We start from the raw sequence: 24,898 nt of genomic DNA on the forward strand, positions 1-24,898 counted from the left end.
GGCCTTTTTTTGCTCAGGAGAAACGTTGGCTCACGACCAGACGCCCCGGCCCGGCGACCAACACGCTGCTGAAAATGATCAACAGCAGCCAGCCGAATTGCCCTTCCAGCAACGTCCACTCCGGGTGCACCACCAGCATGGCGATCAACAGCACCGCCAGGATCGGCAGGCATGCCAGGCGCACCAGCACCCCGGCAATGATCAGCAGCGGGCACAGCACCTCGGCAAATATCGCCAGCAGCAGCGTGATGTGAGCGCCCAAGTGAAACGGGTCCTCGATCAGCTGCAGCTGTGCGCTGTAGTTCAACAGTTTCGGCAAACCGTGCACCCACAGCAGGAACAGCGCCCCGCTGCCCCGTAGAAACAACAACCCCAGGTCCTGTTGTTTTGGTTCGTTCATACGTGCTCTCTGTTGGTCGAGACAAACGTCGATTGTGTCAACGGCGTCATCCGCCTGCTTGCAAGCCTGTGCTGACCTCACTCCCCCGTACCGGCAAATGCTGCGACGATTTCATCAATCACCACCCGCACTCGCGCGGTGTGGCGCAGATCGGCGTGGGTCACCAGCCACACGTCGTACGGCAACGGCCGCGTGCGCTCGGGCCACAGACGTACCAGCCCGTCACGTTCGCCGGTGTACACCGGGATTTCGCCGATGCCGATGCCCGCAGCAATAGAGCGGCGCACCAACAGGCTTGAACTCAGGGCCGCAACAATGCGCCCGCGCCCCAGCGGTTCGGAGACCAGGGTCAGGTCTTTCTGGCTTTGCAGGTAGGGCTGATAAACGACCAAGTCATGGCCTTCGAACAGGCTGCCCGGCTCGGGAACGCCGTGGCGGTCGATGTAGGCCTGCGAGGCAAACAGCCCCAGCGGCCAACGCGCGATGCGCCGGGCGATCAGGTCAGGATTGTCGGGGCGGGTGTTGCGCACAGCGATATCGGCTTCGCGCTTGGCCAGGCTGAGGATCTGGGTGGAGGCGTCCAGCTGCACGCGCACGTCGGGGTGTTTGTCGTGCAGGCAGGCGATGGCCGGAATCAGGAAGTCGATGGCCAGGGAGTCCGTGGTGCTGACCCGCACAGTGCCGGTCAGGCGGTCGTCCAGGCCTTGGATCTGGCGTTCCAGGTCGAGGGCCGAACGCTCCATTTTCTCCACTGAACGCAAGGCGGCCTCGCCCACGGCCGTCAGCGCATAGCCCTCGGACGTGCGCAGGAACAAGGTGGCGCTCAGGGACTTTTCCAGGGCGTTGACTCGTCGACCCACCGTGGCCTGATCCACGCCCAACACCCGTGCGGCGCCGCGCAGCGTTGATTCGCGGCAGACCGCCAGAAAGACCCGTGCATCATCCCAATTCATGCCTGCCCCTTATGATGCATATATGCATCGCTGCGCCGTGTATTCGCAGCATTATTGCATCAACAAACCTGGCTATGCTGGGCGCCAGAGAAAAATACCCAGGACCGCCATCATGCTCGACACTCACGCCCCACCCCGCAGCTCAGTCTGGCTCCCCATCTTCGCCGGCCTCTGCGCCAGCCTGGTCAGCATCGGCTTGGCGCGGTTTGCCTATACGCCTTTGATTCCAAGCCTGATCCAGGCCCAATGGTTTTCCGCCAATGACGTGGTCTACCTCGGCGCCGCCAACCTGGTGGGTTACCTGATTGGCGCGCTGATCGGCCGCCCCCTCGCCCAGCGCACCTCCAACAAGACCGCCCTGCGCATCATGATGGTGGCGGTGACCCTGGCGTTTTTCGCCTGTGGCTTTGCGCTGTCGGTGGTGTGGTTTTTCGCCTGGCGCTTGTTGTCGGGGATTGCCGGTGGCGCAATCATGGTGCTGGTAGCGGCAACCGTATTGCCCCATGTACCGGCGGCACGCCGTGGCTTGGCCAGCGGTGCGATCTTCCTGGGGATCGGCCTGGGCATTGCTGGCTCCGGCACTATCGTGCCGCCGCTGTTGAGCCTGGGTTTGCAGCAGACCTGGTTTGGCCTCGGCCTGTTGGCGCTGGTGTTGACGGTTGCGAGCTGGTTCGCCTGGCCCAGCGGTACGCTGCATGAGGCACCGGCACGAGCAGACACTTGCGCACCGACACCTTCTGGCGTGTACCTGTTGTTCGCCCAGTACGCTTTTATGGCGGCGGGCTTGGTGCCGGCGATGGTGTTCCTGGTGGATTACGTGGCCCGTGGCTTGGGTGACGGCGCCCATATCGGCGCGATGATCTGGGTAATGTACGGCCTGGGCGCGATTGTGGGGCCGGTGACTTACGGGTTCCTCGCCGATAAACTCGGGGCCCGCTTGAGTATTCGCGTGGTGCTGGTGGTGCAGGCGATTGCGGTCGGCCTGTTACCGTTTGCCGGTTCGTTTACCGCCCTGGCGGTGCTGGCAGTGATCCTCGGTTCATTCCCGCCGGGCATCGTGCCGCTGGCACTGGCGCGGGTGCATGAGTTGCTGCCCAACCATCACCAGCAACAAGTGGCATGGAGCCGCGCCACAGTGTCCTTCGCGACGTTCCAGGCGCTGTCCGGGTTTGCTTATTCGGCACTGTTCAACAGCAGTGGCGGGCAACACGCGCTGTTGTTCATGATCGCCGCCGGCGCCATCGTCGTTGCCCTGGCACTGGAACTGGGCATGTTCCTGCTGAACCGTCGGCCGCTCGACACGGTCCCAACCCATACGCTCATCGCTGCAGGTAATCTGAAATGACGCTTCCTCAAGAAATGACCCTGATCGAAATCACCACCCCTGGCGGGCCTGAAGTGCTGCAACCGCGCCGCGCCGAGGTGCCTGTCGCAGGCCCCGGCGAGATCCTGATCCGCGTGCATGCCGCCGGGGTCAACCGGCCTGACGCCCTGCAACGTGCCGGCAAGTACCCGATGAAACCCGGCTTCAGCCCGATCCCCGGGTTGGAAGTAGCCGGTGAAGTGGTGGCGCTGGGTGAAGGCGTGAACGCATACCAGGTGGGCGACAAGGTCTGCGCCTTGACCAATGGCGGTGGTTACGCACAGTTTTGCAGCGTGCCGGCCAGCCAGGCCCTGCCGATCCCTGAGGGCATGGACTGGATTCAAGCCGCCGCCGTGCCGGAAACGTTCTTCACCGTGTGGGCCAACCTGTTCGGCCTTGGCGATGCACACACCGGTCAGCGCGTGTTGATTCACGGCGGTACCAGCGGCATCGGCACCACCGCCTTGATGCTGTGCCGCGAGTTTGGCATCCAGGCGTTTGCCACCGCTGGCAGCGCCGACAAATGTGCCGCAATTGCCAAGCTGGGCGCTGAACCTATCAATTATCGCGAGCAGGATTTTGCCGAAGTCATTGCGCAGCAGACCGACAACCAGGGCGTCGATGTGATCCTCGACATCATGGGAGCCTCCTACCTCAACAACAACCTCAAGGCCTTGGCCATGGACGGTCACTTGGTGATGCTGGGCTTCCTCGGCGGCGCCAAGGCCAATGATGTCGATCTGCTGAGCATTCTCGGCAAACGCGCGGTGATTACCGGCTCACTCCTGCGAGCACGCAGCAAAGACGAAAAAGCCGCCATTGCCGAACAACTGCGCGAATACATTTGGCCGGTACTGGCCGCCGGGCGGTGCTTGCCGATCATCGACAAGGTGTACGCCTACACCGACGCCGCCCAGGCGCATGCGCGGATGGAGGGTGGGGACCATATTGGGAAGATTGTGTTGCGGGTGGAGTGACGCTGATCCAGGCCTTGTGAAGATCCAGTGTGGGAGCTGGCTTGCCTGCGATGCAGACACCTCGGTCATTCAGTTGAACCGAGGTGACGCTATCGCAGGCAAGCCAGCGCCCACATGGATCAGCGTCGCAGGGCTATTTGGCGTACACCGGGTAATCGATGTACCCCGCTTCCGTCCCGCCATACAACCCCTCGGCCTTCAACGGGTTCAACGGCCATCCGTTGAAAATCCGCTGCGGCAGGTCCGGGTTGGCAATGAATGGCCGCCCGAACGCAATCAAGTCCGCCAACCCCGCTTCTACCAGACCAGCGCCGCGTTCAGCGGTATAGCGACCGGCGTAGATGATGCGGCCACTGAAGGTTTCGCGCACCGCGCGGCGGAACGATTCCGGCAAGACTGGGGCGTTGTCCCAGTCGGCTTCAGCGATGGACACATAGGCGATGCCTGACTCTTCCAACACTTTGATCGCTTCGATATAGGTGCGATGCGGGTCGTCTTCTACCAGGCCGATGTACACGCGATCCTGATCAGTGCCACTGAACAAGGGCGAGAATCGCACACCCAGGCGCTCCGGCCCGACCACGGCGCTCACGGCCTCAACGATTTCACGCAGAAAGCGCAGGCGATTGTGCAGTGACCCGCCGTACTCATCGTCACGCTGATTGGCATGGGCCGAGATGAACTGGTTGACCAAGTACCCATTCGCCGAATGGATTTCCACCCCGTCAAACCCGGCATCCAGTGCATTGCGTGCGGCCTGGGCGTAGTGCCCGACCAACTCTTCGATCTCAAGAGCGCTCAATGCACGCGGTACCGGCGGCTGCTTGAGCTCGCCCACGCCAGGACCGGTTTCGATAAAGGCCTTGGCCTGCTGCGCCTGGATCGCCGACGGCGCGACGGGTGCGGCGCCGTCTGGCTGCAACGCGTTATGCGAGACCCGGCCAACGTGCCACAACTGGGCAAAGATCACCCCGCCTTCGGCGTGCACCGCGTCGGTGACTTTGCGCCAGCCGTCGATCTGCGCCGGGGTGTAAATGCCCGGCGTCCACGCATAACCCTGGCCACGCGGCTCGATCTGCGTGCCTTCGCTGACCATGAAACCAGCCGTGGCACGCTGGCGGTAATACTCGGCCATCAGGTCGGTCGCGATATCGCCAGGCTGAGCGCTGCGCTGGCGCGTCAACGGCGGCAGGACGATACGGTTGTTTAACGTGTGGTGACCCAGTTTTACCGGCGTACTCAGAACATTGTCAGTCATGTAAAGTTTTCCAAATTGCGGACGTGCTAAAGCATTGGCGACTTATAAAAGTCGCCAATGAATACAGCGTTTTTTTAGATTAAGCGGTGAGTGTCAGCAGGGCTTTGGCCACATCGCTGGAACTGCCAGGGTTTTGCCCAGTGACCAACAGGCCATCTGTGATGACAAAGGATTGCCAATCGGCGCCCTTCTCGTAATGGCCGCCGAGTTTCTTGAACTCATCTTCAATCAGGAACGGCACCACGTCGGTCAACTCCACCGCCGCTTCTTCCGAGTTGGAGAACCCGGTGACGCGACGGCCCTTGATCAACGGGTCGCCATTGACCGCCTTGACGTGACGCAGTGCGCCCGGTGCGTGGCAGACAAAACCGATCGGTTTGCCAGCGCGTTCGAAGGACTCGATCAGGGCAATCGAGACCGGTGACTCCGCCAGGTCCCACAGCGGGCCGTGGCCGCCTGGGTAAAACACGGTGTCGAAGGCGTCGGCGTTGACGGTTTCCAGTTTCAGTGTGGTGGCCAGGGCCTGCTGTGCAGCCGGGTCGGCGGCGAAGCGATGGGTCTGTTCGGTCTGGAAGTCCGGCTGGTCGCTCACCGGATCCAGCGGCGGTTGACCGCCCGCCGGGGAGGCCAGCACCACCTCGGCGCCGGCGTCCTTGAACGCGTAATACGGTGCGGCAAATTCTTCGAGCCAGAAGCCGGTCTTGCGCCCGGTATCGCCAAGCTGGTCGTGAGAGGTCAGTACCATTAATACTTTCATTTTCCAGTGCCTCGATAGGTGTGAGCGTCAGTGTGTCCAGGGCTGCCCAACAGGTGTTGGGTCAGCCACAGCGCCTCGTCGAACGGCGCGCAAGTACGTGTGATCTTGCTCATGACGCTGGTCCCCAACCACAACGCATACAAGCGCTGGGCCAGGCTTTCAGGGTGTTGCGCAACCTTCAGCGAGCCGTCTTCGATGCCGCGTTGCAAGGCAATTGCGAGCAACGCGATAGTGCGTGCGGTGCCGCGCTGCAGGGCCAGGCGCATCGGCTCTGAAAGGTCTGACACCTCTGCACCCAGTTTGACGGCAAGGCATTTGCCCGCGTCGGTGCAACTGGTCTGGTTGTCGATCCAGCGGTGCCAATAGCGCATCAACTTGGCGTGCTGGGATAAGTCCGGCTGATTGAACAGCTGTTCCATACCGCTCAAGTAGTTGTCGAAATAGGTGTCGAGCAATACCACCCCGAACGCATCTTTAGAGTTGAAGTAGTGATAGAACGAGCCTTTAGGCACATCGGCGGCTTGAAGTATTTCGTTCAACCCCACGGCAGAAAATCCCTTGGCGCCCACAATTGGCTGCGCACTTTCCAGAATCGTCTGCCTTGCACTTTTAGTTTCGCGGCTCATTTTTCATCCCGTCCGATTAGACCAGTCGTCTAGTTCGTTGAGTGAATGTTAGGGGCCGGGTAAAACGCGCACAATGTCAGATCCGCAAGGATTCCGGACATGCGGCAAAGTCGGTTGCCGTTTTTCCGGCAGCCACCGACAATCCCCCCCTCCCACGCTTCTGGAGACATGCGATGCACAGCGTTGCGCTGATGGTTTACCCGAACTTCCAATCCTTGAGCCTCAGCCTGGGCTCGGTGTTCGAGTGTGCAAACCTGCTGCGCGGCGAGCCGGCCTATGAGTTTCACCTGGTGTCGGAAAGTGGCGGCGCGGTGATGACCTCCCAGGGATTCTCGGTGAACACCATGCCGATACGGCCGCAGGGCTACGACACGCTTATCGTCAGCGGCTACCTGGAGTTTCGCCTGCCGGAAGCGAACCTGCTGGAACTGGTCAAGGCCGCCTCAGCCCAATCGCGACGCGTCGCCTCGTTGTGCATGGGCATCTTCGTGCTGGCAGAAGCCGGCTTGCTGGAGGGCAAGCGCACCACCACCCATTGGATTCACGCGCCGGCCTTTCGCAAGCGCTACCCGGATATCCACCTGGAAGAAGACAAGTTGTTCGTCGTCGACGGCCAGGTATGGACCGGCGCCGGCATGAGCGCCGGGGTGGACTTGGCGTTGGCAATGGTGGAGAACGACCTGGGCAGCGACCTCGCGCGGCGCATTGCACGCAAGCTGGTGATCGCCCAACGTCGGGGCAGTGAACAATCGCAGTTGTCGGCGCTGTTGGAACTGGACCCCAAGTCAGACCGCGTACAACTGGCCCTGGCCTATGCCCGTGAGAACCTGACCCATGATCTCTCAGTGGAAGCCCTGGCCGATGTTGCCCGGCTGAGCCCACGCCAGTTCAGCCGGGTGTTTCGCGAAGAAACCGGGCAAACGCCGGCCAAGGCCATCGAGTCCCTGCGGGTAGAGGCCGCACGGGCGATGATGGAAACCAGTCGTCATCCCGTGGAAGTGGTGGCCCGTGAGACCGGGTTTGGTGACCGCGAACGCATGCGCCAGGCGTTTCTCAGGGCGTTCGGGCAGCCGCCGCAGGCGATGCAGCAGACGTTGTTCAGGAGCTAGAGCGTTTAGCGGCAGTGGTAAGGGCTTTCGCTGCTGAGTTCTTCCCCGGTGTTCAGGTCGCGGATGGTCACCGTGCCCTTGGGGTAGTTCAGGCAGAACGCGTTACGCACGGAGTAGATGCCGCTGCCACGGGTGGTGAAAACCATTTTGACCGGGACGCCGTTGGCGTCCACTGCGGTGACCTTGTAATCGCCCGACATCGTCAGGCAACCGCCCAAGGCCAGCAGCACCGCAGCGCCAACGAGGTGTTTGAACAGAGAAGACGTGTTCATTTCGCATCCTTGTGAAATTCAGGGCCCCAGCGGCCGACAAGCCTCTGAGGCGCCCCCCTGCGTTAAGTTCAACCTCGCGCTTAGTGCAACACCGCGCGTGTCACCAGGTAACTCACCAACTGCGGATCATCCGCCAACTCAATCGCCTGTACCGGGCGCGGCAGGTTGTCCAGCACCGTGCGCCAGAACGCCTGGGACACTTCATCCTGGTCGTAAAAGCGCACCAGCCAATCCGCCTCGCCGCTGCACAGCACCTGGCTGGCGATGGCGCGGCCGATGCCTTTGCGCCGATAGCGCTTGAGGATGAACAGGTCAGCCAGTTCCAGGGCGTCGATACCCGGCAGTTCGCTGCCTTCGATCAGCAGGAAGCCGGCTATGTAGCCATCGACCAGCAGCAGGTTGGCGCTCCATTGCGGGTCTTGCCAATAGCGGGCCAGGTGTTCGTCGTGAATGTAGAAACGGCCGTCCGCCTCGACATCTTCCTGTTCCCAGTCCGAGGACTCATAGGCGTAATACTGGTAGAGATTGCGGATCAGCTCGGCTTCTTCAGGGCCGGTCTGGATCAATTCGACGGTGGTTTCAGGCATGGGACCCTCAGTGAAAAAACGCAGGGCGCCATTGTTCACAAAACCTGGGCACAGGTCCAATAGTGTGGCCAACCTTTCTACTTGCTGAACCGAATGCAAAAAGCTCTTACCCCTTCCGAAACCTTGAAACATTTCGAATAAACTCCGCGAAATTGCCGCTCTTTTTCAAGGACACGTATTTTGACAAACGTCTGTACCGCCGGCCTGGATGTAGGTTTTGCCTCCCTGGACTACCTGCAGATCTTCATCCTGGGCGTGATCCAGGGCATTACCGAACTGCTGCCGGTGTCGTCCACCGCCCATATGCGCGTAGTACCCGCCCTGCTCGGCTGGCAAGACCCCGGCTCGGCGTTTTCCGCAGCCATGCAGTTGGCGGCACTGGCTGCGGTGGTCAGTTATTTCTGGCGCGATGTACGCCAAGTGACCACCGGCAGCATCAGCGCGGTGCGCCGGGGTGACTACAACGACCGGTGGTTCAAGCTGGCGGTGGCGATTGTGCTGGCGACCCTTCCTATCGGCATCGCCGGCCTGGCGCTGTCTTCGACCTTGAATGCCTGCAACTCGCCGTTGCGTGGGCTGATGGTGATCGGGATTTCCTGTGTGGTCATGGCGATTCTGATGGCGGTGGCGGAAGTCCGTGCACGCCACACCCGGGAGGTGAGTGAAATGCGCCTGCGGGATGCGTTGATCGTGGGAGTGGCGCAGATTGGCGCGTTGATTCCAGGGGTGTCGCGCTCCGGCTCCACGCTGACGGCGGCACTGTTTCTCAACTTCAAACGTGAGGAAGCGGCGCGCTTTTCTTTCCTGTTGGGCCTGCCCGCCATCGCCCTCGCCGGTTTGAAAGAACTGTGGGTGCTGCTGCACGCCGATATGCCGGCCCATGCCTGGCCGCATTTGATCTTTGGTTTGGTGGTGGCGAGCGTCTCGGCGTTTTTTGCGATCTGGGGCCTGATGAAGTTTTTGGAGCGATTCTCCACCTGGCCGTTCGTGATTTATCGCGCGCTGCTGGGGGTGTTCCTGATTGTGGCGGTGAGTACTGGGTTGTTGAGTTGAACTGACGCTATTTTAAAACCAACACAAATCTAATCTGGGAGCTGCTTTGTCTTGAACACCGGGTCCAAGGTCATCACTGACAGCTCTGCCACACCTGCCGAATCAGCGCCTGCAGCTTCAGCGCTTCCGCCCAGCGATCACTGATCTCACGCCCATCCGCGCCGGTGATCGCATAGGGCGGCGGGCCCAATTCGCAGGTGAAGCTCAGGCTTTGCGGCGTATCGGGCCGGGCCAGCCAGTCTTCGATCCCGTAGCGCCACCACTGGGTAAAACGCTGTACCCAGCCTTGATGCTGGGGAAAGTCCAGCGACACCTGCACCTGTTCACTGCTGGCCACGCGACCATGGAAGCCCCAGCTGTGGCGCAATATCGTGCGGATCTGTTCATCATCTTCATCGGCCCCTGGCTCCGGCAACTCACGCCCGACGACGTAGTGGGACAGGTCGGCCAGCAGCTTCAAATCGGGCATCTGTGCCAGCAGGTCGAGGGTGAACAACAGATCATTGGTGAGCCGATAACGATGGGTTTCCAGCAGCACAGGAAAGTCCACCTGCTCGGCCAAGCGCTGCCAGCCTTCGACCAACCGCGCGGCCTCGGCTTGGGTGCGCGGGCGCACGTCGGCTTGCAGGGTGAGGTGGTGGCAGCCGTAGCGGCTGATTACGTCCAGTGCCGCCGCCAGATCATCCACCGATTGCGGAAACAGCTGGCCTTCGATCTGCAAGCCCCTGGCCGTGGCGGCGGCGTGCAGGCGTGAGACGTCGGCGGGCTTGAAGTAATGGTCGGTGATGCCGTCGAAACCGGCGGCTTTGATGCGCTCGAGCTGGGCTTCGAGGGGGCCGGGCTCGGTTTGCATGGCCCACAGGGATTGGAACACCAGGAATTGGCGCATATCAGCCTCGCAGGATGTGTTTGAGGGACAGTTCGGGGTCGGCCAGGCTGGTCGTATTGAGCGCAACGCGTGCTGTGATCAGGCGTTCGCACAGCTTGATGTCCTTGGCCACGCTGTTGCCCGGCGCCCAACCGCACGCACCGTGCAGATGATGCTCGGCATCCAGGTAGAACAGCAGCAAGCCGCCGCCCGGCAATGGCCGACTGACCGTAAGTGGCGTGATCACACCCACGGTCTGCACACCCCAATCGTACTGATCGGACCAGAAACCGGGGAGCGCCTCGAACGGCACTTCGCGGCCCAGCAGGTTCAGCGCCGCATGCCGCCCCTGGGCGTCGGCGTTGCGCCAGGTTTCTTGACGCTGATAAAGGCCGTCGCGCTCAAACTCACATACGTCGCCGGCTGCATAAATGTTCGGCGCGCTGGTGCGCAGGTACGCATCGACACGAATGCCCTGCCCTACTTCCAACCCTGCCAATGCGGCCAGTTCGATGTTGGGCTGCATGCCGATGCCGACCACCACCCAGTCGCAGGGCAACCGCTGCCCGTCCACCAACAGCACGGCGTCGGCCTGGATGGATTCCAGCGCCACGTTCAAACGCACATCCACCCCTTGGCGACGATGCAAATCCAGCAACGCTTGGGAGATAACCGCCGGCAACACCCGGCCCGCCAGGCGCGGTCCGGCTTCCAGCACCGTCACCTCACAACCCAGGCCGCGTGCTGTCGCCGCCACTTCCAGCCCGATAAACCCGCCACCCACCACCACCAGCCGCGTGCCGGGGTTCAGGACACTGCGCAAGGCCAGCGCCTCATCGTGGGTGCGCAGGTAAAGCACATTGGCCTGCGCCTGAGGCAATCGTCGTGCCCTGCCGCCAGTGGCCAACAGCAGACCGGCATACGGCAGCCACTGGCCGTCGGCGAGTTGCAGGCGATGGTGTTGCGGCTCCAAGCGAGTCACCGGATTACAGGCGATATGCTCAATGTCCAGTTCGGCCAGCCGCGCGCTGTCGCACAGGCTGCACCCGGCCAAATCCGCTGTGCCCTGCAACAGGCCTTTGGACAGCGGCGGCCGCTCGTAGGGCAGGTGCGGCTCATCGCCGATCAGTATCAGTCGCCCGGTATAACCTTCTTCGCGCAAGGTCAGCGCCGCACGGCCACCGGCATGGCCGGCGCCGACGATAATCAGAGCCTCGTGCATCATCAAGCCGTGACGGCGAGCAATACCCGCCCCGCTTCGACCCGCACCGGGTAGGTCTTGAGGTTGACGCACACCGGCGCGCCCATGGCCTTGCCGGTGCGGTAATCGAAGCGCCCGTTGTGCTTGGGGCACTCGATGATGTGGTCCATCACCAGGCCGTCGGCCAGGTGAATTTTTTCGTGGGTGCACAGACCCGCGGTGGCGAAAAATTCATTGTCGGCCGAGCGGTACACCGCGTAGGTGTGCGGCCCGTGGTCGAAGCGCAGCACGTCTTCTTCGTCTATTTCGCCCACGGCGCAGACGTCGATCCATTGATCGTTCATGGCGTTTTCTCTTGTTCTTGGAGGGAGTTCAGCCGGCAGTGGCTTCTGCATGCACCGGGGCATTGGCCGCCGGTTCGGTTCGCGGGTGTATCGGGCGCTGGATGAAATAGTTTGGATCACTGCGCTGCTTCCAGATGGTCGGCAGGATTTCCTTGTACGCCTCGAAAATATTCGCGTACGGCGGCGGGCAGTCGCCGCGTATTTCTTCGTGCAATTGCGCCAGGGCGTGATACGGCACCATCGGGTACATGTGGTGTTCGAGGTGGTAGTTCATGTCCATGTAGATAAAGCGCAGCACACGGTTCATATAAATGGTGCGGCAGTTGCTGCGGTGGTCGAGCACGTCCTCGGCCAGGCCCACGTGTTGAGTGAGGCCGAAAACATAGCCCAGCCAGGCGCCGTAGATACTCGGCAGGCCAATCAGCATCAGCGGCAGCCAGCTGTGCAGGTACAAGGCGGTGCCGATCACCACGGCGTAGATGCCGACCCAGATTCGCGCCGCGCGGAACACCTTGGGCCATTCGGATTCGGGGATAAAGTCTGCCTCCTGGGCACTCATCCGGCCAATGGCATGGCGCGCCACGCCGCTGAATGTCTTCCAGGCCAGGGGCAAATTGAACAGGCTCAAGAACATCATCGAGAAGCGCGGTGGGCGCGGCTCGACAATCTCCGGGTCGCGGCCGACCACGATGGTGTCGGTGTGGTGACGGGCATGACTCCAGCGCCACACATGGGGCTCGAAAATGCACATGAAGCTCGCTACCTGATACAGCACGTCGTTCATCCAGCGTGTCTTGAACGCCGTGCCGTGGCCGGTTTCGTGCCAGCGCGGGTTGGACGCGGTGCCGTACAGCACGCCATAGGCCAGGAAGAACGGCACACAGGCCCAGGTGCCCCAGAACCAGTAGCCGCCAAAACCAGTGGCGAACAGCGCGGTCACCCAAATGGCAGTGTCGAGCAAGGCCGGGCCGTCGCGGCGCTGCATCAGTTCTTTCATGCGTTTTCGGGAAATCGGCGACTGATACCAACTGGCCGAGACCAGGCCTTTATCAAAGGCGCGGGCGGCTTCGGGGCCGGTGAGGCTGTAGTCGCGGCGGTCGGGATGAGCGGTGTGTTCAGGCATTGTTATTGTTCTCCGCAAGCGGGTGGTTTCAGGTGCTGTGTGAAACCCACGATAGAGAACGCCTAAATCACCCTCAAGGCCTTGAATCCATTCCCTATCAAGCTATCATCCAGGCCCAGCGGAGCTTGATAGTTTTCTATCAAGACGCTCAAGGGGCCTGTCATGAACAACAATAAACGCCCAACCATTGCCACTGTTGCTGCCCAGGCCGGGCTGAGTGTGGCCACCGTCGACCGGGTATTGAATGCCCGTGCGCCGGTCAATCCAGACACCGCCGAACAGGTGTTCCAGGCCGCCGAAGCCGTGGGCTATTTTGCCGCGCGGCTGATTGGCCAGCGCATTCGCGAACGCCGGCCGACTTATCGCCTTGGCATCCTGTTGCTGGGCACCGCCCAAGCGTTCTACGCCAACCTGGCCTGTGCCATCAGCGATGCAGCCGAACAGCACGCCGGCGCCAACCTCACGTGCCAGTTCGAATACATCATCGATCGCACCCCCAGCGCCATCGTCGCGCAAATCGAACAGTTGGCCGTGCAGTGCGACGGCCTCGCGGTGGTCAGTTTTGCCCACCCACTGATCAACGCCTGCCTGGCGCAGATCCGCGCAGCCGGCGTGCCGGTGGTCGCCCTGCTTTCGGATATCCACGAACACGCCGATGAGCCCTATGTGGGCCAGGACAACCACGTGGTCGGCCGCACCATGGGCTGGTTGCTCGCCCGCACCTGCGGCGCACGCAAAGGCAGCGTGGGGATCTTGCTCGGCGGCCATCGTTTTCTCGGCCACCAGGCGCGGGTCGAAGGCCTGCACAGCTACCTGGCCGAGCACGCGCCGGGGCTCAAGCCGTTGGAGCCGCTGATCAACCTGGATAACTGCGACATCACCGAAGAAGCCACCCTCGACCTGATCAGCCGTCACAGTGACCTGCGCGGGCTGTGCGTGGTGGGCGGCGGCGGTGATGGCATCATCAGCGCCCTGGCCCAACTGCCCAAACGGCCGACGTTGTGTTGCATTTTGCAGGAATCGACCGAGCTGTCGCGCCAAGCGCTGAGCCAGGGTTTGATTGATGTGGTGATGGACTCGCAGCCGGGGCGGACGGCCGTGGCATTGGTGGCGTTGATGGTGGAATTGCAGAGCGCCGAGGGGTTCGATCCGGTGCGGCATCGGGTGCATATACCGCCGCAGATTGTGACGTCGGAGAATCTCTAGCGCGCTCGGCACTCGACCTTCAAGCCGCCCGCCTCCAGAATGTGAGTCTCGATCACCACGGGCAGGAAGCGCTGGATCACCAGCATGTTGCTGTGCAAATGCTCGCTCATGTGCGACGTGGTGAAATGGCCACCACCCGCCAGTGCCATTGGCAACAGCAACTGATCGGCCAGGTGTTCGCCTACTGCCGTGTCGGTGCCTCGCCACTCACTGGCCTGGTCGATAGCCTGGTCGGCCACCGTTTCGGCGCGCACCTTGGCCATGCCAAAGGCACTGAATAGTTCGGTGACATGCTCGTGGACGAACTCCAGCATCAGCACGTTGCCTGGGCCCTGTTCCGGGTCAATCTCGACCGGGAACAGTTGCGTGTCCGCAAACGATAGACGCTGGCGCACGCGCTTGAACTGGCGCTCGCTCACTTGGGCGGGCAACCCTGCGTTAAGGGTTACCGCGCGGGCTGCGAGCAGTTTTCCGCGCTGCATCAACTGCAGCGGCATCAGCTCGCTGGGTTGGATAAACGCCTCTAACTCACCACCGCCAGCCGGTACAAACCCGTAGCGGTTCAGGCTCAATTCGATGCGCGCGCCCATACGCTGCAACAATGGAAGCCAGGCGCGCTGCAGAAAGTCCACCGGCGGTGCCAGCGGGTTATGGGTGCCGCCGCAGATCGTCACGCGGCTGGCCGTGGGGGCACGCAGCAATGCCGGCAACAAGGTCTGCAGCACCAGGGTGCAACTGCCGGCCGTGCCAATGGAAAACCGGTATTCGCCCCCTTGAATCGGCCCGGGTTCGAACACCAGTGTTTGCGAGCCCAGTTCAGCACCTTGCACCTTGGCACCACAGACCTGCGCCGCCGCCAGCACGGCGGTCAGGTGTTGACGCATCAAGCCTGGCCGACTGCGCTTGGCGCGGATGTTTTTGATGCGCAGGGTCAACCCGGTCACCATCGACAGGCTGAGTCCGCTGCGCAGTACCTGGCCACCGCCGATGGCGCCGTCGAGTTCAATGAGGTCCTGTTTCATATCTATCCTTAAGCAAAGCGTTTGACCGTGTCCCGCAGGTAGTGGTCCAGTTGTTGGGAGTCTTCATGGGTGCGTGGCAATACCGGCACTTCGCGTTCCAGTTCACGCTGTATGTAGGCGTGCAATGCCGGGCGCCGTGGCCCGTAGGCCGCTTCCCCGGCATTGCGTTTCAACACCAGCAGGGTTGCGACCTCATCGAGCAGTTGTGCGTCATCCACTGTGCTCAACAAATCGGCGAAGGTCATCGGCGGCCGCCCCAGCCCCAGGTCGATCCAACGCACTGCCAACAACGGTCGCAGTACGTAGAAGTACTTCTTGAACCGCACCGTGTCGCCTTGCAGATAGCCGCGAAAGTTCTTCTTGGCCATCGACAGGTAATGATTGCGCGCCGCCGGCGGGCTGTAGAACGCCTCGGCCAGGGCACGCAATTGCGCCGTGGCCTCGGTCTCCTGGCGATACACCAGCGGCGAATCAAGCCATTCCAGCAGCGTGGGGTTGGATTTGCGCAACAGGCCCAAGGTCTTGCGCAACTCCCAGCCGCTCACGTCCAACTCGTCATCCAACGGCCGTTCGATCACGTCGCGCGGCGTATCCACCTGCATGAACCAATCAGGTTTTTCCACGTAGACAAAACGCACGTCGTAGTCGCTGTCGGTGGAGGCAAAACCCCAGGCCCGGCTGCCGGATTCGCAGGCATACAGCACCGTCACATTGCGCTCGCGCTCTATGCGCTCCAACTCCTGAAGCACCCGCGCGCGCATGGCGTCGCTCAATGGGTGGCGTTCTTCCCTTTCCATCTCTATTCCCCTCTTATCCTTTGACGCACACCACTTGACGCAAGGTGTGCAGCACTTCCACCAGCTCGCGCTGGGCGTGCATGACTTGGTCGATGTCCTTGTAGGCCATCGGAATTTCATCGATCACATCGGCGTCCTTGCGGCACTCCACATGGGCTGTTGCGCGGATCTGGTCGGCCAGGGTGAAGGTGTTCTTCGCCTTGGTACGGCTCATGGTGCGGCCGGCGCCGTGGCTGCACGAGCAGAACGACTCTTCGTTGCCCAGTCCACGCACGATGAAGCTTTTGGCGCCCATGGAGCCCGGAATAATCCCCAGCTCGCCCTTCTTCGCCGACACCGCGCCCTTGCGCGTCACCAGGATGTCTTCGCCAAAATGCCGCTCTTTTTGCACGTAGTTGTGATGACAGTTCACCGCTTCCAGCGCCACTTCAAACGGTTTGCTGATCACTTGGCGTGTGGCCTGGACCACCGCGCGCATCATCAACTCGCGGTTCTGCCGGGCGAAATCCTGAGCCCAGCCCACCGCTTCCACGTAGTCATCGAAGTGCTGGCTGCCCTCTTCGAAATACGCCAGGTCGCGGTCCGGCAAATTCGCCAGGTGTTGCTGCATATCCGCCTGGGCCAACTGGATAAACAGGTTGCCGATGGCGTTACCCACGCCACGCGAACCGCTGTGCAACATGAACCAGACACGGTTGGCTTCATCCAGGCACACCTCGACAAAGTGGTTGCCGCCGCCCAGGGTGCCGAGGTGCTGGCGGTTGTTACTGCGTTCCAGTTGCGGGTACTTGTCAGTGATCGCCTTGAAGCGCGGATGCAACGCCGTCCATGCCTGATCGGCCTGGGCCGGCACGTCTTCCCATGCCCCTTTGTCGCGGCCTTTACGGCTGCGAGTGCGGCCATGGGGTACGGCGGCCTCGATGGCGCAACGCAGGCCGTGGAGGTTGTCGGGCAAGTCGCTGGCGGTCAGCGTGGTACGCGCGGCGATCATGCCGCAGCCAATATCCACGCCCACCGCTGCCGGGATGATTGCGCCCACGGTAGGGATCACGCTGCCGATGGTCGAACCCTTGCCCAAGTGCACATCCGGCATCACCGCGAGGTGCTTGAAGATAAACGGCATCTTGGCGGTATTCATCAGTTGCTGGCGGGCCTCGGGCTCGACGGGCACGCCCTGGGTCCAGAGTTTGATCGGCTTGCCGTCGGCGACTTCCAGCAGTTGGTAGGTTTTCTCTTGCATAATCTCGATTCTTTTTTTGAAAGCCGGCGCTGCGGCGTTGATAGAGACATAGCAGCGGGCGTGCCAGTTTTTTAAAAGCCGCTCTAAAAATACTTATCTAATTGTTTTATATCGTTATTTTTAACAAATGATAACTCACACCTAAAAAAACCATGACAAGCCGATCGTCAACTTCATATCCTCACATATCGTTACTTATATTTTGGTCTACCCATGAAACACAAGCGCACCGTCGCCATCGGGTTTATCGGCTCCAAACTGGATCGCGTCGGCAAAGGTGCCAACCGCTGGAACCACTGGCGCCCCAGCGTCGGCCTGTGCCAGCAGGACACCCTGCAGATTGATCGCCTGGAGCTGATCCACGACATCGACGCCCGGGACGTCAGCCTCGCCGAGCGGCTGCGCGCCGATGTCCAGCAGATCTCGCCCCACACCGAGGTGCGCCTGCACCCCATGCCGCTGAACAACCCCTGGGATTTCGAAGAGGTCTACGGCGCGCTACACGACTTCACCACCGACTACCGCTTCGACACCGAACACGAGGACTACCTGGTCCACATCACGACCGGTACGCACGTGGCGCAGATTTGCTGGTTCCTGCTGACCGAGGCGCGCAACCTGCCCGCTCGGTTGATCCAGACCGCGCCCAGCCGCCGCCTTGACGACACCGCGCCCGCCACGGGCACACACACCCTGATCGATCTCGACCTGTCACGCTACGACCGCATCGCCTCACGCTTCGCCCACCAGCGCCTGGAAGGCCTGGCGTTTCTCAAGTCGGGGATCGCCACACGCAACAGCGCGTTCAATGCCTCCATCGAGCAGATCGAACGCGTGGCCGTGCGCTCCACGGCGCCGATGCTGCTGATCGGCCCCACGGGCGCGGGCAAGTCGTTCCTCGCCCGCCGCATCTACGAACTCAAGCGCAGCCGCCATCAAGTGCAAGGGCGCTTCGTGGAAGTCAACTGCGCCACGCTGCGCGGCGATGGTGCTATGTCGGCGTTGTTCGGGCATACCAAGGGCGCCTTCACCGGCGCACAAAACGCGCGCGACGGCCTGCTGCGCGCGGCGGATGGCGGCATGTTGTTCCTTGATGAAATCGGCGAACTGGGCCCTGATGAACAAGCGATGCTGCTTAAAGCCATCGAAGAAAAGCGCTTCTACCCCATGGGCGCCGACCGCGAAGTGGCCAGTGACTTCCTGATCATCGCCGGCACCCATCGCGACCTGCGCGGGCGCGTGGCCGAAGGGCTGTTCCGCGAAGACCTGTACGCGCGCATCAACCTGTGGACCTTTGATCTGCCGGGCTTGGCGGGGAGGCGCGAAGACATCGAGCCCAATATCGATTTCGAGCTGGAGCGCCACGCCCGCGAGCAAGGCCGCCGCGTGCGCTTCAACCTCGAAGCGCGCCGCCGCTACCTGGCGTTCGCCTGTTCCAGCGAAGCGGCGTGGCTGGGTAACTTTCGCGAGCTGTCTGCGTCGATCACGCGCATGGCGACCCTGGCCGACAGCGGACGTATCGATGAGGCCCAGGCCGAAGAAGAAATCCAACGCCTGCGCTACGCCTGGGGGCTGTCCGAGCCACACACCCTGCTGCCCGCCGACCTGGACCTGTTCGACCAGTTGCAACTCAAGGCCGTCATCGAGGTGTGCCTGCAATCCGATAGCCTATCCGACGCCGGCCGCCGCTTGTTCGGTGTATCCCGCCAGGCCAAGGCCCAGCCCAACGATGCGGATCGCCTGCGTAAATACCTGGCGCGCTTTGCGATTGACTGGAAGCAGTTGAAGCCCTAGCCCTGCGACGCGGTTAGCCGCCACGAAAATCCGTGGCATTCAGGCCGAACCGGCTCATCTTGTTATACAACCCGCCCCGCGACACGTTTAGCTGCCGGGCGGCCAGGCGGATGTTGCCGCGGGTGCTTTCGAGCGCGGCGACGATGGCGTGCATTTCATGGCTGCTCAGGTCCTGGGTAGGTGGCGCTTCGTCAGTGCGCAGCGTTGCGCGCGGCTTGCTTTCCAAGGGCAGGTCGACAGGCTGGATCAGTTCACCCGTCGCCAGGTTGGTTGCCCGCTCAATGCTGTTTTCCAACTCCCGCACATTGCCCGGCCAGCCGTAGGCCGAGAGCAGCGCCATGGCGTCCGGGGAAAAACCCTGCACCGATTTACGCAGTGAACGCGCGCAGCGGGCAAGAAAGTGCCGTGCCAGCAGCGGTATATCGTCGCGGCGCATGCGCAGTGGCGGCACGGTCAGGTTCAACACGTTGAGGCGGTAGTAGAGGTCTTCGCGAAACGCGCCCTCTGCCACCGCCTGGCTCAAATTGCGATGAGTGGCGGCGATGATGCGCACGTTCACTTGGCGCGAACTCTTCGCCCCCACGCGGGTGATTTCACCCTCCTGCAACACCCGCAACAGGCTGACCTGGGCATCGAAAGACATGTCACCAATCTCATCCAGGAAGATAGTGCCGCCCTCCGCCAGTTCGAACTTGCCCGCTGAGCCGCCACGGGCTGAGCCGGTGAACGCGCCTTCGACATGCCCGAATAGCTCGCTTTGCACCAGGTCTCGCGGGATGGCGCCGCAGTTGACCGCCACAAAGGGCCCAGTGCAACGGTCGCTGCCGTTATGGATCGCTTGGGCAAACAGCTCTTTGCCGGTACCGCTTTCGCCGAGGATCAAGGTGGTGGACTCACTGCGACTGGCGATGCGGCCCAGGTGCAGCGCGTCCTGGATAGCGCGCGAGTGGCCCTGGATGGTTTCAAAGGTGTAGCGGGCCTGGGTGCCGATAATGCGCCGGGTAATTTCGCGGATACGGCGGTTCTCGCGCACCGATACGATCACCCCGCCCTGCTCCAGCGGGCAGACTGAAACCAGGCAAGCGAGCTGGCTGCGGTCGTGCAGATGAAAGGTGCAATCCAGGTCGCGCACAGGCTCCCCCGTCGCATCACCCAACTCACTGCGGCCCAGGTGCTGGAACGGGCGACCGATCAGCTCCAGCCCCACCCGGAACAATTGCCGGGCATAGCGGTTGAGCGCCTTGATGCAGCCGCGCGCGTCCAGCACCACCAGGCCTTCGTTGAGCACTTCGAGGACGGTTTGCTGTTCTTCCAGCAGGCCTTGCAGGGCCATCTGCCGTGATACGGCTTCGGCCGCCGCCTGCACGGTGCCGAGGGTATGAAAGTGAAACCAGCCGGGCTCGGCGGTGAGTGTCAGCATCGCCAGGGTTTCACCCTGGGCATTCTTGATCGGCGCGGCGGCGCAGTGCATGCGGCGCTGGCGCAGGCCACGACCAAAATTTTCCTCGGCCAGCACATACACCAGGCGATCTTCGGCCAGGGCCAACCCGGTGCAGTTGGTGCCTTGCACGGATTCCAGCAGGCGGCTGCCCACCGGGGTGATGTCCAGCCCGCAGAAATACAGGGTGGTGCCGTCGGCATCAGTGAGGTTGATATGGCCGCGCGGGTTGTAGGCCAGCAAGCCGTGCATGACTTGCGCGGCGGTAGCGATCAGCACGCGGTGAGTTGCCAGGGTGGCATCAAGGTCGCGGGGCGCCACGAAGCGATACCCGCTGTCATCGGGATCGATACCGGCCTCGACGCTGCGCCGCCAGGAATCCCAGATGACTTGCCGGACGTCGCCAGGGCGCTCGACCCGGCCGGCCAGGCACTCCCGCCACGCCTGCTCCAGCGCGGACACAGGTCCGTCATTCAGCGCGGCAGGCCCCAAGGCCGTCAGGTAGTCGAGGTCTTGCACGCTGAACGTCATGGTCATTGGGGGCATCCGTGTTCATGTTTTTGACATGTCAGTATAGACATGTCATCAGAATGAACACTTTTTGTTTATATGCATTTATAAATTCATAAATATCAGCAAGTTATGAATTGGCACAGCCCTTGCTCCTACCTTTTCGCCCATCAGGACTGTCCTGAGGCCAATAATAAAAAGGGGTTTATTTCATGAGTACACAGAACATCCGCCTTGGCTTGATCGGGGCTGGTCGCATGGGCAGCTTCCACGGACTCACGGCTGCGCGACACATCCCCGGTGCCAGCCTGGCCGCCATTGCCGACCCGACTCCGGGCCAAGCCGCCCGCCTTGCCGCTGAACTGGGGGTAGCCAAGGTCTACACCGACCCGCAACAACTGCTCGACGACCCGGATATCGACGGCGTACTCATCGCCGCCCCCGCGCGCAGCCACGCCGAACTGGTGATCAGCGCCGCGCGCGCCGGCAAAGGCATCTTCTGCGAAAAACCGATGGCCATCACCCTGGACGAAGCCGACCGCGCCATCGCCGCCGCAGCCGATGCGCGGGTGCCCTTGCAGGTCGGCTTCAACCGGCGTTTCGCCAAAAGCTTCCGTACTGCCCACCTCGACGTCGTCGCCGGCCGTATCGGCACGCCGCAACTGTTGCGCTCGCTGACCCGCGACCCGGCATTGAACAACCCGGCCGCTTCACCGCAATGGGTGATTTTCCTGGAAACCCTGATCCACGACTTCGACACCCTGCGCTACCTCAACCCCGGCGCCGAAGCGGTACAGGTGTACGTAATGGCCGACGCCCTGATCGCTCCGGAATACAAAAGCAAAGGTTTCCTCGACACCGCCGTGGTCACGATCCGCTTCGACAATGGCGCGATTGCCACCGCCGAGGCCAACTTCCAGGCCGTGTATGGCTACGATGTGCGCGGCGAAGTGTTCGGCAGCGCAGGCATGCTGAGCATGGGCAGCGTCACTGAATCCGACCTGGTGCGCTACCTGGCCCAAGGCATCCAGGCCGACACTCTACGCCTGGACACTGACCTGCTGCGCGACGCCTACATTGCCGAGCTCAACCATTTCGTCGACTGCCTGCGCAGCGGCGCCAAGCCCCTGGCCAGCGGCGAAGATGCGCGCGCGGCCCTGGCGATTGCGCGCGCCTGCATCGAGTCGTTCGAAACGGGCAAGGCCGTCGCCGTGCAGGGAGCCCAGCGATGATCCCGTTCACACTGGCGGTCAGTGCCGAGATGGTGTTTCTCGACCTGCCCTTTATCGAGCGCGTACAGCGTATTCACGCGCTGGGGTTCAGCGCCGAGATCTGGAACTGGACCGACAAGGACATCAATGCCCTCGCCGCCACCGGTGCCGATTTCACCTCGATGACCGGCTACATCACCGGCACCCTCACCGACCCCGACGGCATCCGCCAATTGCTCGACAGCGCCCGCGAATCCTTGAGGGTAGCCGAGCAATTGAACTGCCCCAGCCTCAACCTGCACGGCACCGGCCTGGGTGACGGCGGCCTGCCCGTGCAGCCGGTGTCCCGGACCACCGCGCGCATGTGGCTGAGCGCCTGCAAAACCCTGGAAAAAATCGCCCGCCTGGGCGAAGACGCCGGCCGCGTGTTCCTGCTGGAAAACCTCAACACCGACGTCGATCACCCCGGCACCCCATTCGCCCGCGCCGACGACACCCTGGCGCTGATCGAAGCCGTGGGCAGCCCACACCTGAAGATGAACCTGGACCTGTACCACGCGCAGATCGGCGAAGGAAACCTGATCGAATTGATCCAGCGCGCCGGTAGCGCCATCGGTGAAATCCAGGTCGCCGACGTGCCGGGCCGCCAGGAACCCGGCACGGGAGAAATCCACTACCCGGCCATTGCCAGGGCGTTGCACGCCATGGGCTACAGCGGCGTGGTCGGACTGGAAGGCTGGGCCAGCGGCGACAGCGAACTGGCCTTGGAGCGTTTCCGCCAAGCATTCACCCTATAACAATAAAAGGATCACCCTTATGAACCGCTATTCGTTGTTCGTTGCCACGCTGTTACTGCTGTTCAGCCAATGGACGTTCGCCGCTTACCGTATCGGCGTGAGCATTGCCCGGGTCGACGACAACTTCATGACCTACGTACGCACCGGCCTCGAAACCGCCGCCCAACAGCAGGACGTGCAGATCCAGTTCGAAGACGCCCAGGGCGACGTGGTGCGCCAGCTCAACCAGGTCGAAGGCTTTCTCAACCAGAAAGTCGACGCGGTGATCGTGCTGCCGGTGGATACCGCCGCCACCGCCAACATCACCCGCGCAGCCACCGCCGCGAAGACGCCACTGGTGTACGTCAACCGCCACCCGGATGAACGCACGCTGCCCAAGGGCGTCGTCACCGTGGCCTCCAACGACATCGAGGCCGGGCAATTGCAGATGCGCTACCTCGCGGAAAAACTTGGCGGCAAGGGCAACGTGGCGATCATCATGGGTGACCTTGCGCAAAACGCCACCCATGACCGCACCGAGGGCGCCAAACAGGTGCTCAAGGACTTTCCCGGCATCAAGGTGGTGGAGCAGCAAAGCGCCGAATGGCAACGCAGCAAGGGCATGGACTTGACCAGCAACTGGTTACTGGCGGGTACACAGTTCGATGCGATCGTCGCCAACAACGATGAAATGGCGATTGGCGCGGCCATGGCGTTGCAGCAAGCCGGGAAAGCCAAAGGCGAAGTGGCGATTATCGGCATCGACGGCTTGCCCGATGGCCTGGCGGCGATCAAGCGTGGCTTGCTGACGGCGTCGGTGTTTCAGGACCCGAAAGCCCAGGCAACCCAAGCGGTGCAGGCGGCGATCCGGATGATCAAGGGCGAGCCGATTGAATCGGAAGTGTGGGTGCCGTTTGAGCTGATCAAGCCGGAACAGGTGGCGGTGTTTGAGCAGCGCTACAAATAAACTTGGGTACACAAATCCAAATGTGGGAGCGGGCTTGCTCGCGAATGCGGTGGATCAGCCAATGAATCTGTTGACTGACACACCGCATTCGCGAGCAAGCCCGCTCCCACAGTTTTAGTCCAGGTCGCTTGCAGAGTGGCGCTCGGCCAATTGCTCCGCAGGCTCGCCGGATACCCGGTTCACCCTACGCCCTCGCTGCACCGCCGGCCGCGCTTCAATCGCATCCGCCCAGCGCAACACATGCGTGTACTCATGCACCGCCAAAAACTCCGCCGCGCCATACAAACGGCCTTTTACCAACCCGCCATACCAAGGCCAGATCGCGATATCGGCGATGGTGTACTCATCCCCGGCAATGTATTCACTCACCGCAAGGCGCTGATCCAACACATCCAGCTGTCGCTTGGTCTCCATGGCAAACCGATTGATCGCGTACTCCATTTTGCTTGGCGCGTACGCATAGAAATGCCCGAAACCACCGCCCAGATAAGGCGCACTGCCCATCTGCCAGAACAACCACGACAAGCATTCCGCACGCGCCGCAGGCTCAGTCGGGAAGAATGCGCCGAACTTTTCTGCCAGGTACTGCAAAATCGCACCAGATTCAAACACACGAATCGGCGTGGCGCCGCTGCGGTCCAGCAATGCCGGGATCTTGGAGTTGGGATTGACCCCGACAAAGCCGCTGCCGAACTGGTCGCCGTCGCCGATCTTGATCAGCCAGGCATCGTATTCTGCCCCCCTGTGCCCCAGGGCCAGTAATTCTTCGAGCAGGATGGTGACCTTCTGACCGTTAGGCGTGGCCAGGGAGTACACCTGCAGCGGGTGCTCTCCCACCGGCAGTTGCTGATCATGGGTCGCGCCGGCGATGGGTCGGTTGATGCTGGCGAAGGTGCCGCCATTTTCGGTGTCCCAGGTCCAGACTTTCGGGGGTACGTAATCGGTCATGCTTACTGCTCCAGAGGCGTTTGCGATCAGCGAAGCGCCCCAGACTAAACCAAAGGTTGATGGCGCGTCACACCGTGAATGCCGGCCAATCTGCAAGG

General features: G+C 62.0%; 25 protein-coding genes. 9 read left to right on the top strand and 16 right to left on the bottom strand.

Annotated features, from left to right (window positions below; genetic code table 11):
* Positions 1 to 13 precede the first annotated feature (13 nt).
* Both JBO08_RS22365 and JBO08_RS22370 read right to left on the bottom strand, forming a co-directional pair.
* Positions 14 to 400 (bottom strand): DoxX family protein, encoded by a 387-nt coding sequence (locus JBO08_RS22365; protein WP_065876207.1) that lies wholly within the window; start codon positions 398 to 400, stop codon positions 14 to 16.
* 77 nt (positions 401 to 477) lie between these two features.
* Entirely contained in the window at positions 478 to 1,353 is an 876-nt protein-coding gene (locus JBO08_RS22370; protein WP_065876208.1) for a LysR family transcriptional regulator, read from the bottom strand.
* Positions 1,354 to 1,465: 112 nt separating this feature from the next.
* On the opposite strand from JBO08_RS22370, the gene JBO08_RS22375 reads away from it, so the two are divergent.
* Together JBO08_RS22375 and JBO08_RS22380 are read left to right on the top strand one after the other, a co-directional pair.
* The gene (locus JBO08_RS22375; protein WP_065876209.1) at positions 1,466 to 2,698 is read left to right on the top strand and encodes a YbfB/YjiJ family MFS transporter; all 1,233 of its coding nucleotides are present in this window, start codon (positions 1,466 to 1,468) and stop codon (positions 2,696 to 2,698) included.
* Positions 2,695 to 3,693, top strand: a complete 999-nt coding sequence (locus tag JBO08_RS22380) for an NAD(P)H-quinone oxidoreductase (RefSeq protein WP_065876210.1) — start codon at positions 2,695 to 2,697, stop codon at positions 3,691 to 3,693. The genes JBO08_RS22375 and JBO08_RS22380 overlap by 4 nt, the downstream gene beginning before the upstream one ends.
* A 133-nt stretch (positions 3,694 to 3,826) precedes the next feature.
* On the opposite strand, the gene JBO08_RS22385 is transcribed toward JBO08_RS22380, so the two are convergent.
* The 3 genes from JBO08_RS22385 to JBO08_RS22395 form a co-directional block, all read right to left on the bottom strand.
* A complete protein-coding gene (locus JBO08_RS22385) occupies positions 3,827 to 4,951 on the bottom strand; it encodes an alkene reductase (protein ID WP_186753034.1) in 1,125 nt (374 codons plus the stop codon).
* Positions 4,952 to 5,030: 79 nt separating this feature from the next.
* Positions 5,031 to 5,708 carry a type 1 glutamine amidotransferase domain-containing protein gene (locus JBO08_RS22390; RefSeq protein WP_065876212.1) on the bottom strand — a complete coding sequence of 226 codons (678 nt, stop codon included), beginning with the start codon at positions 5,706 to 5,708 and terminating at the stop codon, positions 5,031 to 5,033.
* Positions 5,705 to 6,334: a TetR/AcrR family transcriptional regulator gene (locus tag JBO08_RS22395; RefSeq protein WP_065881410.1), complete on the bottom strand. Its 630-nt coding sequence runs from the start codon at positions 6,332 to 6,334 to the stop codon at positions 5,705 to 5,707. The genes JBO08_RS22390 and JBO08_RS22395 overlap by 4 nt, the downstream gene beginning before the upstream one ends.
* Positions 6,335 to 6,507: 173 nt before the next feature.
* Between JBO08_RS22395 and JBO08_RS22400 the strand changes: the two genes are divergently transcribed.
* Positions 6,508 to 7,443: a GlxA family transcriptional regulator gene (locus JBO08_RS22400; RefSeq protein ID WP_220074998.1), complete on the top strand. Its 936-nt coding sequence runs from the start codon at positions 6,508 to 6,510 to the stop codon at positions 7,441 to 7,443.
* A gap of 5 nt (positions 7,444 to 7,448) precedes the next feature.
* Here JBO08_RS22400 and JBO08_RS22405 read toward each other — a convergent pair whose 3' ends face one another.
* A complete protein-coding gene (locus JBO08_RS22405; protein ID WP_220074997.1) occupies positions 7,449 to 7,715 on the bottom strand; it encodes a hypothetical protein in 267 nt (88 codons plus the stop codon).
* Positions 7,716 to 7,795: 80 nt separating this feature from the next.
* Entirely contained in the window at positions 7,796 to 8,302 is a 507-nt protein-coding gene (locus JBO08_RS22410) for a GNAT family N-acetyltransferase (RefSeq protein WP_065881414.1), read from the bottom strand.
* 180 nt (positions 8,303 to 8,482) lie between these two features.
* Between JBO08_RS22410 and JBO08_RS22415 the strand changes: the two genes are divergently transcribed.
* On the top strand, positions 8,483 to 9,355 hold the full coding sequence (locus JBO08_RS22415) for an undecaprenyl-diphosphate phosphatase (RefSeq protein ID WP_065881416.1): 873 nt from the start codon (positions 8,483 to 8,485) through the stop codon (positions 9,353 to 9,355).
* A 73-nt stretch (positions 9,356 to 9,428) separates the two neighbouring features.
* On the opposite strand, the gene JBO08_RS22420 is transcribed toward JBO08_RS22415, so the two are convergent.
* Genes JBO08_RS22420 through JBO08_RS22435 form a run of 4 tightly spaced genes read right to left on the bottom strand, consistent with a single transcriptional unit; the run spans position 9,429 to position 12,891 of the window.
* Entirely contained in the window at positions 9,429 to 10,244 is an 816-nt protein-coding gene (locus JBO08_RS22420) for a sugar phosphate isomerase/epimerase (protein WP_065881418.1), read from the bottom strand.
* A gap of 1 nt (position 10,245) precedes the next feature.
* On the bottom strand, positions 10,246 to 11,445 hold the full coding sequence (locus tag JBO08_RS22425) for an NAD(P)/FAD-dependent oxidoreductase (protein ID WP_220074996.1): 1,200 nt from the start codon (positions 11,443 to 11,445) through the stop codon (positions 10,246 to 10,248).
* Positions 11,446 to 11,447: 2 nt separating this feature from the next.
* The gene (locus JBO08_RS22430; RefSeq protein WP_032888397.1) at positions 11,448 to 11,768 is read right to left on the bottom strand and encodes a MocE family 2Fe-2S type ferredoxin; all 321 of its coding nucleotides are present in this window, start codon (positions 11,766 to 11,768) and stop codon (positions 11,448 to 11,450) included.
* Between the two features lie 28 nt (positions 11,769 to 11,796).
* Positions 11,797 to 12,891 carry a fatty acid desaturase family protein gene (locus JBO08_RS22435; protein WP_220074995.1) on the bottom strand — a complete coding sequence of 365 codons (1,095 nt, stop codon included), beginning with the start codon at positions 12,889 to 12,891 and terminating at the stop codon, positions 11,797 to 11,799.
* A 162-nt stretch (positions 12,892 to 13,053) separates the two neighbouring features.
* Between JBO08_RS22435 and JBO08_RS22440 the strand changes: the two genes are divergently transcribed.
* Complete coding sequence (locus JBO08_RS22440; RefSeq protein WP_220074994.1) at positions 13,054 to 14,097, top strand: LacI family DNA-binding transcriptional regulator; 1,044 nt, start codon at positions 13,054 to 13,056, stop codon at positions 14,095 to 14,097.
* Here JBO08_RS22440 and rtcA read toward each other — a convergent pair.
* From rtcA to JBO08_RS22455, 3 genes are read right to left on the bottom strand one after another with little or no spacing between them, the layout of a single operon-like run.
* Positions 14,094 to 15,119, bottom strand: a complete 1,026-nt coding sequence (gene rtcA / locus JBO08_RS22445; protein ID WP_220074993.1) for an RNA 3'-terminal phosphate cyclase — start codon at positions 15,117 to 15,119, stop codon at positions 14,094 to 14,096. The genes JBO08_RS22440 and rtcA overlap by 4 nt on opposite strands.
* Positions 15,120 to 15,127: 8 nt before the next feature.
* Positions 15,128 to 15,916 carry a nucleotidyltransferase domain-containing protein gene (locus JBO08_RS22450; protein ID WP_065876223.1) on the bottom strand — a complete coding sequence of 263 codons (789 nt, stop codon included), beginning with the start codon at positions 15,914 to 15,916 and terminating at the stop codon, positions 15,128 to 15,130.
* Positions 15,917 to 15,929: 13 nt separating this feature from the next.
* Positions 15,930 to 17,156 carry an RtcB family protein gene (locus JBO08_RS22455; protein ID WP_065876224.1) on the bottom strand — a complete coding sequence of 409 codons (1,227 nt, stop codon included), beginning with the start codon at positions 17,154 to 17,156 and terminating at the stop codon, positions 15,930 to 15,932.
* 213 nt (positions 17,157 to 17,369) lie between these two features.
* Between JBO08_RS22455 and rtcR the strand changes: the two genes are divergently transcribed.
* Entirely contained in the window at positions 17,370 to 18,950 is a 1,581-nt protein-coding gene (rtcR, locus tag JBO08_RS22460) for an RNA repair transcriptional activator RtcR (protein ID WP_065881425.1), read from the top strand.
* Between the two features lie 13 nt (positions 18,951 to 18,963).
* On the opposite strand, the gene JBO08_RS22465 is transcribed toward rtcR, so the two are convergent.
* Positions 18,964 to 20,925: a sigma-54-dependent Fis family transcriptional regulator gene (locus tag JBO08_RS22465; RefSeq protein ID WP_220074992.1), complete on the bottom strand. Its 1,962-nt coding sequence runs from the start codon at positions 20,923 to 20,925 to the stop codon at positions 18,964 to 18,966.
* 185 nt (positions 20,926 to 21,110) lie between these two features.
* Between JBO08_RS22465 and JBO08_RS22470 the strand changes: the two genes are divergently transcribed.
* From JBO08_RS22470 to JBO08_RS22480, 3 genes are read left to right on the top strand one after another with little or no spacing between them, the layout of a single operon-like run.
* Complete coding sequence (locus tag JBO08_RS22470) at positions 21,111 to 22,130, top strand: Gfo/Idh/MocA family oxidoreductase (RefSeq protein ID WP_065889382.1); 1,020 nt, start codon at positions 21,111 to 21,113, stop codon at positions 22,128 to 22,130.
* Positions 22,127 to 22,906, top strand: a complete 780-nt coding sequence (locus tag JBO08_RS22475; protein WP_065876228.1) for a TIM barrel protein — start codon at positions 22,127 to 22,129, stop codon at positions 22,904 to 22,906. The genes JBO08_RS22470 and JBO08_RS22475 overlap by 4 nt, the downstream gene beginning before the upstream one ends.
* Positions 22,907 to 22,925: 19 nt before the next feature.
* Complete coding sequence (locus JBO08_RS22480; protein ID WP_186753040.1) at positions 22,926 to 23,852, top strand: sugar ABC transporter substrate-binding protein; 927 nt, start codon at positions 22,926 to 22,928, stop codon at positions 23,850 to 23,852.
* A 114-nt stretch (positions 23,853 to 23,966) separates the two neighbouring features.
* On the opposite strand, the gene yghU is transcribed toward JBO08_RS22480, so the two are convergent.
* The gene (yghU, locus tag JBO08_RS22485; RefSeq protein ID WP_220074991.1) at positions 23,967 to 24,800 is read right to left on the bottom strand and encodes a glutathione-dependent disulfide-bond oxidoreductase; all 834 of its coding nucleotides are present in this window, start codon (positions 24,798 to 24,800) and stop codon (positions 23,967 to 23,969) included.
* Between the last annotated feature and the right edge of the window lie 98 nt (positions 24,801 to 24,898).

Origin of the sequence: Pseudomonas sp. LAP_36 (genome assembly GCF_019456785.1) — a bacterium.
Classification (GTDB): Bacteria; Pseudomonadota; Gammaproteobacteria; order Pseudomonadales; family Pseudomonadaceae; genus Aquipseudomonas; species Aquipseudomonas tritici.

Bases quoted from the DNA above. Each gene is read 5' to 3' on its own strand.
- JBO08_RS22365 (WP_065876207.1), bottom strand. From the start codon at position 400: ATGAACGAACCAAAACAACAGGACCTGGGGTTGTTGTTTCTACGGGGC.
- JBO08_RS22370 (WP_065876208.1), bottom strand. From the start codon at position 1,353: ATGAATTGGGATGATGCACGGGTCTTTCTGGCGGTCTGCCGCGAATCA.
- JBO08_RS22375 (WP_065876209.1), top strand. From the start codon at position 1,466: ATGCTCGACACTCACGCCCCACCCCGCAGCTCAGTCTGGCTCCCCATC.
- JBO08_RS22380 (WP_065876210.1), top strand. From the start codon at position 2,695: ATGACGCTTCCTCAAGAAATGACCCTGATCGAAATCACCACCCCTGGC.
- JBO08_RS22385 (WP_186753034.1), bottom strand. From the start codon at position 4,951: ATGACTGACAATGTTCTGAGTACGCCGGTAAAACTGGGTCACCACACG.
- JBO08_RS22390 (WP_065876212.1), bottom strand. From the start codon at position 5,708: ATGAAAGTATTAATGGTACTGACCTCTCACGACCAGCTTGGCGATACC.
- JBO08_RS22395 (WP_065881410.1), bottom strand. From the start codon at position 6,334: ATGAGCCGCGAAACTAAAAGTGCAAGGCAGACGATTCTGGAAAGTGCG.
- JBO08_RS22400 (WP_220074998.1), top strand. From the start codon at position 6,508: ATGCACAGCGTTGCGCTGATGGTTTACCCGAACTTCCAATCCTTGAGC.
- JBO08_RS22405 (WP_220074997.1), bottom strand. From the start codon at position 7,715: ATGAACACGTCTTCTCTGTTCAAACACCTCGTTGGCGCTGCGGTGCTG.
- JBO08_RS22410 (WP_065881414.1), bottom strand. From the start codon at position 8,302: ATGCCTGAAACCACCGTCGAATTGATCCAGACCGGCCCTGAAGAAGCC.
- JBO08_RS22420 (WP_065881418.1), bottom strand. From the start codon at position 10,244: ATGCGCCAATTCCTGGTGTTCCAATCCCTGTGGGCCATGCAAACCGAG.
- JBO08_RS22425 (WP_220074996.1), bottom strand. From the start codon at position 11,445: ATGCACGAGGCTCTGATTATCGTCGGCGCCGGCCATGCCGGTGGCCGT.
- JBO08_RS22430 (WP_032888397.1), bottom strand. From the start codon at position 11,768: ATGAACGATCAATGGATCGACGTCTGCGCCGTGGGCGAAATAGACGAA.
- JBO08_RS22435 (WP_220074995.1), bottom strand. From the start codon at position 12,891: ATGCCTGAACACACCGCTCATCCCGACCGCCGCGACTACAGCCTCACC.
- JBO08_RS22440 (WP_220074994.1), top strand. From the start codon at position 13,054: ATGAACAACAATAAACGCCCAACCATTGCCACTGTTGCTGCCCAGGCC.
- rtcA (WP_220074993.1), bottom strand. From the start codon at position 15,119: ATGAAACAGGACCTCATTGAACTCGACGGCGCCATCGGCGGTGGCCAG.
- JBO08_RS22450 (WP_065876223.1), bottom strand. From the start codon at position 15,916: ATGGAAAGGGAAGAACGCCACCCATTGAGCGACGCCATGCGCGCGCGG.
- JBO08_RS22455 (WP_065876224.1), bottom strand. From the start codon at position 17,156: ATGCAAGAGAAAACCTACCAACTGCTGGAAGTCGCCGACGGCAAGCCG.
- rtcR (WP_065881425.1), top strand. From the start codon at position 17,370: ATGAAACACAAGCGCACCGTCGCCATCGGGTTTATCGGCTCCAAACTG.
- JBO08_RS22465 (WP_220074992.1), bottom strand. From the start codon at position 20,925: ATGACCATGACGTTCAGCGTGCAAGACCTCGACTACCTGACGGCCTTG.
- JBO08_RS22470 (WP_065889382.1), top strand. From the start codon at position 21,111: ATGAGTACACAGAACATCCGCCTTGGCTTGATCGGGGCTGGTCGCATG.
- JBO08_RS22475 (WP_065876228.1), top strand. From the start codon at position 22,127: ATGATCCCGTTCACACTGGCGGTCAGTGCCGAGATGGTGTTTCTCGAC.
- JBO08_RS22480 (WP_186753040.1), top strand. From the start codon at position 22,926: ATGAACCGCTATTCGTTGTTCGTTGCCACGCTGTTACTGCTGTTCAGC.
- yghU (WP_220074991.1), bottom strand. From the start codon at position 24,800: ATGACCGATTACGTACCCCCGAAAGTCTGGACCTGGGACACCGAAAAT.